At 66.0% G+C, this 12,638-nt stretch carries 10 protein-coding genes; 8 read left to right on the forward strand and 2 right to left on the reverse strand.

Annotated features, from left to right (window positions below; translation table 11 throughout):
* Positions 1 to 7: 7 nt before the first annotated feature.
* A complete protein-coding gene (locus DSD28_RS23610) occupies positions 8 to 1,672 on the reverse strand; it encodes an electron transfer flavoprotein-ubiquinone oxidoreductase (protein ID WP_119258874.1) in 1,665 nt (554 codons plus the stop codon).
* A 268-nt stretch (positions 1,673 to 1,940) separates the two neighbouring features.
* Between DSD28_RS23610 and DSD28_RS23615 the strand changes: the two genes are divergently transcribed.
* The 7 genes from DSD28_RS23615 to DSD28_RS23635 all read left to right on the forward strand — a co-directional run bounded on the left by DSD28_RS23615 (position 1,941) and on the right by DSD28_RS23635 (position 8,728).
* Positions 1,941 to 3,344: an FAD-binding oxidoreductase gene (locus DSD28_RS23615; protein ID WP_119258875.1), complete on the forward strand. Its 1,404-nt coding sequence runs from the start codon at positions 1,941 to 1,943 to the stop codon at positions 3,342 to 3,344.
* 22 nt (positions 3,345 to 3,366) lie between these two features.
* Positions 3,367 to 4,155, forward strand: a complete 789-nt coding sequence (locus DSD28_RS23620) for an SDR family oxidoreductase (protein WP_119258876.1) — start codon at positions 3,367 to 3,369, stop codon at positions 4,153 to 4,155.
* 142 nt (positions 4,156 to 4,297) lie between these two features.
* Complete coding sequence (locus DSD28_RS23625; RefSeq protein WP_119258877.1) at positions 4,298 to 5,590, forward strand: Hsp70 family protein; 1,293 nt, start codon at positions 4,298 to 4,300, stop codon at positions 5,588 to 5,590.
* A 45-nt stretch (positions 5,591 to 5,635) separates the two neighbouring features.
* Positions 5,636 to 6,496 (forward strand): uracil-DNA glycosylase, encoded by an 861-nt coding sequence (locus tag DSD28_RS23630; RefSeq protein ID WP_119258878.1) that lies wholly within the window; start codon positions 5,636 to 5,638, stop codon positions 6,494 to 6,496.
* Positions 6,497 to 6,707: 211 nt separating this feature from the next.
* On the forward strand, positions 6,708 to 6,884 hold the full coding sequence (locus DSD28_RS26075) for a hypothetical protein (protein ID WP_162911529.1): 177 nt from the start codon (positions 6,708 to 6,710) through the stop codon (positions 6,882 to 6,884).
* Positions 6,885 to 6,936: 52 nt separating this feature from the next.
* Positions 6,937 to 7,080 (forward strand): hypothetical protein, encoded by a 144-nt coding sequence (locus DSD28_RS26080; RefSeq protein WP_162911530.1) that lies wholly within the window; start codon positions 6,937 to 6,939, stop codon positions 7,078 to 7,080.
* A 361-nt stretch (positions 7,081 to 7,441) separates the two neighbouring features.
* Positions 7,442 to 8,728: an MFS transporter gene (locus tag DSD28_RS23635; RefSeq protein ID WP_119258879.1), complete on the forward strand. Its 1,287-nt coding sequence runs from the start codon at positions 7,442 to 7,444 to the stop codon at positions 8,726 to 8,728.
* On the opposite strand, the gene DSD28_RS23640 is transcribed toward DSD28_RS23635, so the two are convergent.
* Complete coding sequence (locus DSD28_RS23640; RefSeq protein ID WP_119258880.1) at positions 8,719 to 9,657, reverse strand: DMT family transporter; 939 nt, start codon at positions 9,655 to 9,657, stop codon at positions 8,719 to 8,721. The genes DSD28_RS23635 and DSD28_RS23640 overlap by 10 nt on opposite strands.
* 323 nt (positions 9,658 to 9,980) lie before the next feature.
* Between DSD28_RS23640 and pepN the strand changes: the two genes are divergently transcribed.
* A complete protein-coding gene (gene pepN, locus DSD28_RS23645) occupies positions 9,981 to 12,629 on the forward strand; it encodes an aminopeptidase N (RefSeq protein ID WP_119258881.1) in 2,649 nt (882 codons plus the stop codon).
* Positions 12,630 to 12,638: the final 9 nt, after the last annotated feature.

Genomic DNA, 12,638 nt, shown 5'->3' on the forward strand with positions numbered 1-12,638 from the left:
CCCAACACTACATGTTGGGGTAGACCGGCCCTTCGCCCCCTTGTGGCGGCACCCAGTTGATGTTCTGGTTGGGGTCCTTGATGTCGCAGGTCTTGCAGTGCACGCAGTTCTGCGCGTTGATCACGAAGACGTCCTTGCCGTCCTTCTCCACCCATTCGTAGACGCCCGCCGGACAGTAGCGCGTCGACGGACCGGCATAGACGTCGAGTTCCGAGGTCTTCTGCAGTTCCGGGTTCTTCACCTGAAGATGGATCGGCTGGTCTTCCTCGTGGTTGGTGTTCGACAGGAACACCGAGGAGAGACGATCGAAGGTAAGCACGCCATCGGGCTTGGGATAATCGATCCGCTGGTGCTTGGCCGCCGGCTCCAGAGAGGCGGCATCGGTCTTGCCGTGCTTCAGCGTGCCGAAGAAGGAGAAGCCGAGCAGCGTGTTCGTCCACATGTCGAGACCGCCGAGCGCGACACCGACCGCCGTGCCGAACTTCGACCAGAGCGGCTTGACGTTGCGCACCTTCCTGAGGTCCGAGCCGATGGCGCTGTCGCGCCAGCCCTGCTCGATCTCGATCGGCTCGTCATTGGCGCGGCCGTTGGCGATGGCATCCGCCAGCTTCTCCGCCGCCAGCATGCCGGACAGCACCGCATTGTGGCTGCCCTTGATGCGGGGAACGTTGACGAAGCCGGCCGAGCAGCCGATCAGCGCGCCGCCCGGGAACGACAGCTTCGGCACCGACTGGTAGCCGCCCTCGGTGATGGCGCGTGCGCCATAGGAGAGGCGCTTGCCGCCCTCGAAGGTTCCCCGGATCGCCGGATGGGTCTTGAAGCGCTGGAACTCCTCGAAGGGGAAGAGATACGGATTCTTGTAGTTGAGGTGCACCACGAAGCCGACGGCGACCATGTTGTCTTCGAGGTGGTACAGGAACGAGCCGCCGCCGGTCTTCATGCCGAGCGGCCAGCCGAAGGAGTGCTGCACGAGGCCGGGCCTGTGGTTCTCGGGCTTGACCTGCCAGAGCTCCTTGAGGCCGATGCCGAACTTCTGGGGCTCGCGATCCTTCTGGAGATCGAACTTCGCGATGAGCTGCTTGGCCAGCGAACCGCGCACGCCTTCCGAGATCAGCGTGTACTTGCCGAGCAGCGCCATGCCGCGAGTATAGTTCGGGCCGGGCTCGCCATTGCGCTCGATGCCCATGTCACCGGTGGCAACGCCGATCACCGCGCCTTCGTCGTTATAGAGCACTTCGGTCGCGGCGAAGCCCGGATAGATCTCGACGCCAAGCTCTTCCGCCTTGGTGGCCAGCCAGCGACAGACATTGCCGAGCGAGACGATGTAATTGCCGTGATTGTTCATCAGCGGCGGCATGAAGGCGTTCGGCAGGCGGACGGAGCCGGCCGGGCCGAGGAAGAGGAAGTGGTCGTCCGTCACCTCGGTCTTGAAGGGATGGCCTTCATCCTCGCGCCAGCCGGGCAGCAGGCGGTCGATGCCGATGGGATCGACGACCGCGCCCGACAGGATATGCGCGCCGACTTCCGAGCCCTTTTCCAGGACGACGACGGTCAGATCCGGATTGACCTGCTTCAGCCGGATCGCCGCCGAAAGGCCCGCCGGGCCCGCACCGACGATCACAACGTCGAATTCCATCGATTCGCGTTCGGGGAGTTCCATTTCTTCGCTCATTCATCTCTCCACCCGCGCCCCCTCAAAAGCCGCGGAAAGTCCCTCGTATCGGCCTGTCATGACAAATACGGCAAATCTTGTCGAGCCGTTCTGCGACAGACTTTCCCCGCATTTGCGCATGACCTCATGACATGGGCCCGAAGTATTGTTTACTTTAACGTAAACGTCAATCTATTGTCGGCCCTGCCGGTGGGCTACGCGCTTGATTCCGCTTGTCCCCGGGACTACGCATTCGGCCAGCCCGAATGCCTGCCCGAGAGGAAGCGCCATGTCCGAGATTATCCGATCGCTCCAACGCGACTTGAACGAATTCGGCGGGGACCTCCACCTTATCGGAGCCGACATGCTCGGCGGCCGGCATCCCGGCGAGCATCCGGACAATTTCGGCGCCGGCGCCATGGCGATGCCGGCGACGCCGAAGGCGACGGCAGCGGTCGTGCGCTGGTGCGCGGAGAACGGCGTGCCGGTCGTGCCGCAGGGCGGGCGCACGGGGCTCGTCGGCGGCGGCATCAGCCGGCCGGGTGACCTCATCCTCTCGACGGCGCGGCTCGACCGTATCGAGGACATCGATCCCCTCGCCCGCACGGTGACGGTCGGCGCGGGCGTGACGCTGCAGACGCTGCAGGAGGCGACCGCAACGTTCGGCCTCACCCCCGGCATCGACCTTGCCGCGCGCGGCAGCGCCACCATCGGCGGCATGATCGCCACCAATGCCGGCGGCATCCTCGCCTTCCGCAACGGCGTGATGCGCCACCAGGTGCTCGGCATCGAGGCCGTGATGCCGGACGGCAGCCTCTTCAGCGACCTGACGCGCGTGCTCAAGGTCAGCGCCGGGCCGGACATCAAGCAGCTGCTCATCGGCTCGGAAGGGGCCTACGGCTTCGTCACCCGCGCGGTGCTGAAGCTGGAAAGCTTCAACCCGATGCGCGCCACGGCCCTCGTCGGCGTCAGGGACGCGGCCTCCGCGCTTGCCGTGATCGCCCATTTCCGTTCCCTGCCCGCCTTGCAGCTCGAAGGGGCCGAACTGATGTGGCGGCGCTATTTCCTCGACAGCGCCGGAGAGCGTGGCTTCGACCTCGACTGGCTGGAGGACGGCACGGCGGCGGTCCTCTTGATGGAGGTTTCCGCCGCCAGCGAAGAGGAGGCTCGCACCGCGCTGGAAGAGGGCCTTGCCGAACTCTGGGAGCAGCATGGGCTGACCAGCGGCATCGTCGCCGCCTCGCTCGACCAGGCACGGCGCTTCTGGGCGCTGCGGGAGGAAAGCGATTTCATCTATCGCCTGCACCCCGCCGCGCCCTCCTACGACGTATCGCTGCCGCCCGGCGCGCTGGACGCCTATGTCGCGGACCTCGGCGCCCGGCTGAAGGCGGTGCATCCGAGCTTCGACGCCTATGTCTACGGCCATGTCGCCGACGGCAACCTGCATCTTTCCGTCATCGGCGAAGGCGCGGCGGCCCCGGCCGTGAAGGACGCCATCGAGGATGCCGTCTATACCGGCGTCACGGAAGCCGGCGGCAGTTTTTCCGCCGAGCATGGGGTAGGCACGGAGAAGCGCCGCGCCTATCTCACCTACGGCAATCCGGCCCGCCGCGCTCTGGCGCAGGCGATGAAGGCCGCGCTCGACCCGAAGAACCTGTTCAATCCCGGCAAGGTGCCCTACCGCGCCGATTGAACCCGAAAGGAAGGACCTCACCATGGATCTCGCCATCGCGGGCAAACGCGCCCTCATCCTCGCCTCCTCCCGCGGCCTCGGCAAGGGCATTGCCGTCGCGCTCGCCCGCGAGGGCGCGCATGTCCTCCTGTGCGGCCGCAGCGCCGAGGTGCTGGAGGCCAATTGCAAGGCGATCAACGCGGAAGGCCCCGGCCGGGCGGACTGGGTCCAGGCCGATCTCGGCGACGAAAACTTCGTCGAGACGCTGGTGCAGGCTGTCTCGGAAAAGCTTGGCGGCGTCGATATCCTCGTCAACAATTCCGGCGGCCCGACGCCGGGCTCGACCGAGGACATGAGCGAGGAGAAGCTCGCCGCCTATTTCAATTCCATGGTGCTGCGCATCATCACGCTCACAAACCGCCTGCTGCCGGGCATGAAGGAGCGTGGCTGGGGCCGCATCCTCACCGTCGCCTCCTCCGGCGTGATCGAGCCGATCCCCGGCCTTGCGCTTTCCAACACGCTGCGGCCGGCGCTGGCCGGCTGGTCGAAGACGCTGGCGGGCGAGGTCGCGCAATACGGCATCACCAGCAACATGCTGCTGCCGGGCAGCATCATGACCGACCGGCTGAAGAGCCTCGATGCCGCCGCCGCCGAGCGTAGCGGCAGGAGCATCGAGGACGTGCGCGCGGCCTCGGAAAAGGCGATCCCCGCCCGCCGCTACGGCACCGTCGAGGAATTCGCCGCGACCGCCGCCTTCCTCTGCAGCACGCCGGCAAGCTACGTGACCGGCAGCCTCGTCCGCTGCGACGGCGGGGCGGCGCATTCGGTCTGAGGGCAGCCTCCGCCCTTGCCATCCGCCGCGGCCTGTGCGATCTGGCGCGCTCTCAAATTGCGGGGCGCGCCTGACGCGCCCTTTCGCGCGCGGAGCCCTTCGCTCCGGTTCAACCCATACCAGCGGACAAAGGGGCACGGCGATGGCACGGGCACTCGGGCTCGATTTCGGCACGACCAACACGGTTCTGGCGCTTGCGACAGGCGGCAGCGACACGCAGTCGATGCGCTTCGAAAGCAGCGTCGGCGTCACCGACACGATGCGCACGGCGCTTTCCTTCATGAAGGATCCGGTCGTCGGCGCGCAGGCATTGAAGGTCGAGGCCGGGCAGGCGGCGATCCGCCAGTTCATCGACAATCCCGGCGATTGCCGCTTCCTGCAATCGATCAAGACATTTGCGGCGAGCGCCCTCTTCCAGGGCACGCTGATCTTCGCCCGCCGGCACGCCTTCGACGACCTGATGGAAATCTTCCTGCGGCGCCTCAAGGCCTATGCCGGCGACGAATGGCCGGGGGACGTCTCGCGGGTGATCGCGGGCCGGCCGGTGCAGTTCGCCGGCGCAAGTCCGGACCCGGACCTTGCGCTGGAGCGCTACAACGCCGCGCTGACACGGCTCGGCTTTCCGGAGATCCACTATGTCTTCGAGCCGGTCGCGGCGGCCTATTATTTCGCGCAGACGCTGAAGAGCGACGCGACGGTGCTGGTCGCCGATTTCGGCGGGGGCACGACGGACTATTCGCTGATCCGCTTCGAGCGGCAGGCGGGCCGGCTGGCGGCAAGGCCCATCGGCCATTCGGGCGTCGGCATTGCGGGCGACCATTTCGATGCGCGCATGATCGACCATCTCGTGGCGCCGGAAATCGGCAAGGGCACGCATTTCAGGAGCTTCGACAAGGTGCTGGAGGTGCCGAGCGGATACTACGCCAACTTCGCGCGCTGGAACCAGCTTTCGATCTTCAAGACGACGCGGGAATTCACCGATCTCAAGTCGCTGGTGCGCTCGGCGCTGGAGCCGGAAAAGCTGGAGCTCTTCATCGACCTCGTCGAGCATGACGAGGGCTATCCGCTCTACCAGGCGATCTCGGCGACCAAGATGGCGCTCTCTTCCTCCGACGAAGCGGAATTCGACTTCGCCCCGCTCGGCGCCGCCGGCCGCAAGGTGGTGAAGCGCGCCGATTTCGAAAGCTGGATCGCGCCGGACCTCGCCCGCATCGAGGGCGCGCTCGACGAGGTGCTGGAAAAGACCCATACGGCACCGGCGGAGGTCGACAAGGTGTTCCTCACCGGCGGCACCTCCTTCGTGCCGGCCGTGCGGAACATCTTCACCCGCCGCTTCGATGCCGGAAAGATCGAGACGGGCGGCGAACTCCTCTCCATCGCCCATGGCCTTGCGCTGATCGGCGAAAGCGAGGACGTCGCGCAGTGGGCGGCGTGACGCGGGCGCTTTCCTCCCGTCCGTCGCTTCGCTAAGGTGCGCCGCATGAACGCCGCCAGAGATCTTCATCCCGAACAGCTCCGTTCGCTTCTGCATTTCTATGCGGATGCGGGCGTGGAATGGCTGCTGGAGGAAGAGGCGGTCGACCGCATCGCCGAATTCGAGGCGATGCGCGCGGCGCGGGGCGCACAGCCCCGGCAGGAGGCCGCGCCCACGGCTCAGGCACCGGCCCGGCAGGCCCCCGCGCGGCAAGAGCAAGCGCGGCCCGCCACCCCTGCCCCGATGCCGAATGTCTCGATCCCGGACAGCCAGGCCGTGGCGGAGGCGGAATTCGCCGCCGCCAGCGCCCGTTCGCTGGACGAGCTGCGCACGGCGATGGAAGGCTTCAACGGCTGCAACCTCAAGACCAGCGCGCGCTGCCTCGTCTTTGCTGAGGGTAATGCGAAACCCTCCGTCATGGTGATCGGCGCCATGCCGAATGCCGAGGACGACCGCGACGGCCAGCCCTTCTCCGGCCGGCAGGGCGCGATGCTCGACCGCATGCTCGCCGGCATCGGGCTTGCCCGCGCCGACCTGCTCCTGACCAATGTCGTGCCGTGGCGGCCGCCGGGCAACCGGCCGCCGTCGCAGCGCGAAGCCGATATCTGCCGGCCTTTCATCGAGCGGCAGATCGCGCTTGCCGAGCCGAATCACCTGCTGATCCTCGGCAATTTCGCCGCGCGCTTCCTCCTGCGCTCCAACGACACGATCCACCAGTTGCGCGGGGAATGGCGCGACATCGAGGTTGCCGGCCGCACGGTCTCCGCCTTCGCGACGCTCCATCCACAGGATCTCGTGACGGCGCCGATCAGCAAGCGGCTGGCCTGGCAGGACCTCCTTGCCTTCCGCGCAGGGCTCAAGGGCTGACACCGGAAAGGACAATCAGTCTTTTCAATGACTTGGCCGCAACGTCCTGCCAACCTTCAAGCGCCTTGCCGCGAATCTGCCTCAAGCATGAACAAAATATTTCAGCAGCCATGCGAATTGCACATACCTGCCGGGCAGAATGTCGCATTGCGAAATCAATGTTGCGGTGCAATATAAACAAACGGGAGGACAGGATTTAAGGAATCGACCCATGACCGCCCGTTTTCGGCCCATTCATTCGAGCTTCGAGACGCTCCGCCATTCCGGTCTTCGCGCCGGCCGCGGCTTCGGCGGCATCGCTGCCCCGGCCAACGAGCAGCTCACGGCCGCCGGCTTTGCCCGCATCAACCGCCCCGCCCAGCTCTTCTCCGAGTTCATCACGCGCTGAGCGAATGCGAGGGCGCTTCCGCGCCCTCTCCAGACGACCGCAGGAGCAAGCCATGGCCACGATCCGCAAGCTGATGTCCGATATCGCCGATATCCGCGCCGCCGTGAACGCCGCGCGGGAATATTCGGTGCTCGCTTCCCTGCCGCGCGACGCCGTGCAGCGCCGCGATCCGCTCAAGGCCTTCCTGCCCAACTGAGGCCGCTTTGAAGCGGCCCCGGGCCGCGATATGATCGCCATCGTGAGGAGGTGAGACGCCTTCCTCCGGTGGAGACCGGGCCGAAGCCCGGTTCCCGTTTCTTGGCTGATCGTCAGGGTGAAGCGCCAAGCCCTGAACCTGATGACCGGCGTAAGCCGGATTTTCAAACGTCTCACCTCCTTTCTTTTTGCCGGGCATTCGCCCGACGTTTCCTTTCAGCGGAACCCATCCGGGATAGCTGCGACCTCTCCGTTTCATGACAATCTCTTTACGCCAGCCGTTGTCGCAGTGGACAGCGCGCGGGCGGCGCAATAGAGCGACAGTCGCAAGACGAACGCATCCCGCCTTTTCCGGAGCCCCCATGCTGGCGAGCCTCGTGCCGATCCTCAGCCTGATGCTGTCCACCCTCCTGATGATGGTGGCCTTCGGCCTCCAGAGCTATGTCGTGCCGGTGCGCGCGGTCGCGGAAGGCTGGTCGACGCAGACGATCTCGATGATCGCGACGGGCTACACGATCGGCTTCACGCTCTCCTGCATCGTCACGCCGAAATTCGTGCTGCTCGTCGGCCATGTGCGGGTGTTCGTGGCGCTGATCACGCTGCTCGCCATCGCCATCCTGCTCTGCGCGCTCGTCGTGGACTGGCCGGCCTGGATGCTGTTCCGCGCCATATCGGGCTTTGCCATTTCCGGCAGCTATCTCATCATCGAGAGCTGGCTGAACGAGAAGGTGACCAACGACAATCGCGGCTCGGTCTTCTCCATCTACCTGATCACGACCATGGTCGGCACGATCGGCGGGCAATATCTCGTGCCGCTCGGCGATCCGTCCAACACGACGCTCTTCATCCTCTGCGGCATCATCTTCTCCGTCGCGCTGCTGCCGACCGCCCTCACCTCCTCGCCGCTGCCGGCGGCGCCCACACAGGTGCGCTTCAACGTTCCGACGCTCTATCGCCGCTCGCCCGTCGCCGTGGTCGGGGCGTTCCTCGCCGGCGCGCTCTCCGGCGCCTGGCTCAATCTCGGCGGCGTCTTCACGCAGCGTAGCGGGCTCACCACCGCCGAGGGCGCGACGCTGCTCGCCTCGGTGCTCATCGGCAGCTCCCTCTCGCAGATCCCGATCGGCCGGGCCTCCGACCGGATGGACCGCCGCCTCGTGATGGTCGCCTGCGGCGCGGTCGGAACGGTCTCCTGCCTCGTCATGGCGCTCGTGGCCGGCGGGCCGCCGGTCCTGCTCTATATCGTCGCCGCCTGCGTCGGCTCGGTGATCTTCCCGATCTATGCGCTGAATGTCGCCCATGCCAACGACCGGGCGCAGCCGGACGAATATGTCGAGGTTTCCTCCGGCATGATGATCGTCTACGGCGTCGGGACGATCTCCGGCCCCATCATGGTCGGTCCCATCATGGACCGCTTCGGCCCCGGTTCGCTCTTTGCGGTGCTCGCCGTCTATTTCCTGCTCTACGGCGCCTATGCCGCCTGGCGCATCAGCCGGCGCGAGGAAAACGACGGCCTCGTCGCCAAGACGGATTTCCAGGCCATGGCGGTGCAGCCGCTCGGCGCCGATGCCGCCGCCGCGGCGCTCCAGCCGGATGCGGTGCCCGAGGAACGCGTCGAGGACACGACGACGCCGGAATGGCGTCAGCCCTGAGGGAGCTTGTGCCGCAATTCGGCGCGGCGCTTCAGGTCGAGCCGATGCTCGCGGAAGATCACGAAGATGCCGGCGCTGACGACGATAGCGGTGCCGAGGAGCATGGTGCGCGTCGGCACGTCGCCGAACAGGACATAGCCGATGATCAGGCCGAGCACGATAGAGGTATATTCGAAGGGCGCGATGGTGGAGACGTCGGCATAGCGGTAGCTCGACGTCAGCAGCAACTGGGCGATGCCGCCGCAGAAGCCGGCGAGCGCCATCAGGACGAGCGATTGCCAGCTAAGCGCAATCCAGCCGAAGGGCAGCGTGCCGAGCGAGAAGAGCGAGGCGAAGAGCGAGAAATAGATCACGATAGTCGGCGTGCGCTCCGTCTGCACCAGCTTGCGCACCAGCACCATGGCGCAGGAGCCGAGCACGCCGAAGGCCAGCATGGCGAGCACGCCCATCGCCTCCGACGAGCCCATGCCGCCACTGCGGAAGAGCGTGAGGCGCGGCCAGCTGATGATCGCGACGCCGACGAGGCCGACGAGAACGGCCGTCCAGCGATAGAGGCCGACGCGCTCCTTGAGGAAGACGGCGGCGATCATGACGGTGAAGAGCGGCAGCGCATAGCCGAGCGCGATGGATTCCGGCAGGGGCAGGTGCACGAGCCCGTAGAAGCCGAAGCCCATGGAGAGGATGCCGACGAAGCCGCGCTTGAAATGCCCGAAAATGTCCTTCGTGCGGAAGGCGTCGCGCAGCTGCCCGTGCAGGCCGAGGAAGACGAGGATCGGCACCATGGCGAAGGCGGAGCGCAGGAAGGTGATCTGTCCTGCCGGAATGTCCTTTCCGGCCGCCTTGATGAGCGTCGACATGCACAGGAACGTCACCACCGAGGCGACCTTCAGGCAAATCCCCTTCATGGGATCGGGAGACTGGACGTCCATGCGGGAACTCGTCACGGCGGGCCGGCCGTGGCTTCGGGGACTGAGGATGATCGGAGAACCGATTCAGACGATCGCAAGTCTAGCCGCATTGCGGGCCGGGTACGATGAATTCTCGTGATGCATCCCGGATAATTTTGATCGAAGCCGGACCCCGGAAATGCTGTGCCGGGACGGCACGATTTTGTGATTTCAGCTTTCCCTTGGAAATGAGATGTTAAGCCAATCGTCCTATCAATTCGTTGAACTTGGGGGCAGACCGTCCCGGCGCTCCTTCCGCCATGCACAGGCACGAGGGGCCGGGCGGCATAGAGCAGGACATATCCATGCGGACAGAGAACGGCCAGATCATCCACCTGGCGGACTATCGCCAGACTGACTTCGTTCTCGAGCGCGTCGATCTGACCTTCGAACTGGACCCGACGGAAACCAAGGTCGAGGCCCGCCTGATCTTCCACCGCCGCGAGGGTGCCGATCCGGCCGCGCCACTCGTCCTCGACGGCGACGAGCTGGTCATGACCGGCCTCCTCTTCGACCAGATGGAGATGGACGCCGCCCGCTACGACGCGACGTCCGACAGCCTGACGATCCGCGACCTGCCGGCAAGCGAGCCCTTCGAGATCACGATCACCACGATGATCAATCCCGAGGCCAACACGCAGCTCATGGGTCTCTACCGCACGAACGGCGTCTACTGCACGCAGTGCGAGGCCGAGGGCTTCCGCCGCATCACCTATTTCCCCGACCGACCGGACGTGCTCGCCGTCTACACGGTCAACATCATCGCCGACAAGGCGAGCTGCCCGCTGCTGCTCTCCAACGGCAATTTCCTCGGCGGCGCGGGCTACGGTGAAGGCAAGCATTTCGCCGCATGGTTCGACCCGCATCCGAAACCCTCCTATCTCTTCGCGCTCGTCGCCGGCGATCTCGGCGTGGTTGAGGACACGTTCACGACGATGTCCGGCCGCGAGGTGACGCTGAAGATCTATGTCGAGCACGGCAAGGAGCCGCGCGCGGCCTATGCGATGGATGCGCTGAAGCGCTCGATGAAATGGGACGAGGAGGTGTTCGGCCGCGAATACGACCTCGACATCTTCATGATCGTCGCCGTCTCCGACTTCAACATGGGCGCCATGGAGAACAAGGGGCTCAACGTCTTCAACGACAAATACGTGCTGGCCGACCCGGAAACCGCCACCGATCAGGACTATGCGAATATCGAGGCGATCATCGCCCACGAATATTTCCACAACTGGACCGGCAACCGCGTGACCTGCCGCGACTGGTTCCAGCTCTGCCTGAAGGAAGGCCTGACGGTCTACCGCGACCACGAATTCTCCGCCGACCAGCGCTCGCGCGCCGTCAAGCGCATCGCCGAGGTGCGGCACCTGAAGTCGGAGCAGTTCCCGGAGGACGCCGGCCCCCTCGCCCATCCGGTGCGCCCGACGAAATACCGCGAGATCAACAACTTCTACACGACGACCGTCTACGAGAAGGGCTCCGAGGTGACGCGCATGATCGCGACCATCGTCGGGACCGACGGCTTCAAGAAGGGCATGGACCTCTATTTCGAGCGGCACGACGGCGATGCCGCGACGATCGAGGATTTCGTCAAGTGCTTCGAGGACGCGAACGGCGTCGACCTTTCGCAGTTCTCGCTCTGGTATCATCAGGCCGGCACGCCGCTCGTCAGCGTGTCGTGCAGCTACGACCAGGCGAAGGGCGAATTCACGCTATCGCTGGAGCAGATGATCCCGCCGACGCCCGGCCAGGCGACCAAGGAGCCGATGCACATTCCGCTGCGCTTCGGCCTGCTCCTTGCTGACGGCTCGGAAGCCACGCCGAGCGCCGTCAGCGGCGCGGATGTGACCGGCGACGTGCTGCACCTCAAGGAGCGCCGCCAGACCGTCACCTTCTCCGGCATCGCCTCTCGCCCGGTCGTCTCGCTCAACCGCAGCTTCTCCGCGCCGATCAACCTGCATTTCGAGCAGGCTCCGGCCGATCTCGCCCAGATCGCCCGCCACGATAGCGACCTCTTCTCCCGCTGGCAGGCGCTGAACGACCTTGCCCTGCCGAACCTCGTCGAGGCGGCGCGCAAGGCCCGCGCCGGCGAAGCCGTCGAGACGAATACGGTTCTCGCCGACACGCTGATCGCCATTGCCGGCGACGAGGCGCTGGAGCCGGCCTTCCGCGCGCAGGCGCTGGCCCTGCCGTCGGAATCCGACATCGCCCGCGAGCTCGGCAGCAACAACGACCCGGACGCCATCCGCGCCGGCCGCGAGGCCGTGCTGGCCTTCGTCGCGAGCCGCGATCCCGCGGCCTTCGCAAGGCTGTTCGACGCCAACCGCACCGAAGGCGCCTTCACGCCGGACGCGGCGAGCGCCGGCCAGCGCGCGCTGCGCAACGCGGCGCTCGCCTATCTCGCCGTGTCCGACGGCACGCCGGCCCGCGCGGCACAGGCCTTCGCCTCCGCCGACAACATGACGGATCTCAGCGCGGCGCTGACCGTGCTCGCCCACCGCTTCCCCGACGCGCCGGAAACCGCGGCGGCGCTGGAGACCTTCCGCGCGCGCTTTGCCGACAATGCGCTGGTCATCGACAAATGGTTCTCCATCCAGTCGACCATTCCCGGCGACGGGGCGCTTGCGCGCGTCAAGGCGCTGATGGAAAGCCCGCATTTCAACAAGGCGAACCCGAACCGCGTGCGCGCGCTCGTCGGCACCTTCGCCTTCTCCAACCCGACCGGCTTCAACCGGGCGGACGGCGCAGGCTACAGGTTCCTCGCCGAGCAGATCCTGGAGATCGACCCCAAGAACCCGCAGCTCGCCGCGCGCATCCTCACCTCCATGCGCTCCTGGCGGGCGCTGGAGGAGATGCGCTCCGACCACGCCCGCAACGCGCTGCGCACCATCGCCGCGGGCGAAAAACTCTCCTCCGACGTCTCCGACATCGTGGAGCGCATGCTGAAGGGCTGAGCCCCCGGC

This window comes from Shinella zoogloeoides, assembly GCF_003574625.1.
Classification (GTDB): domain Bacteria; phylum Pseudomonadota; class Alphaproteobacteria; order Rhizobiales; family Rhizobiaceae; genus Shinella; species Shinella zoogloeoides_A.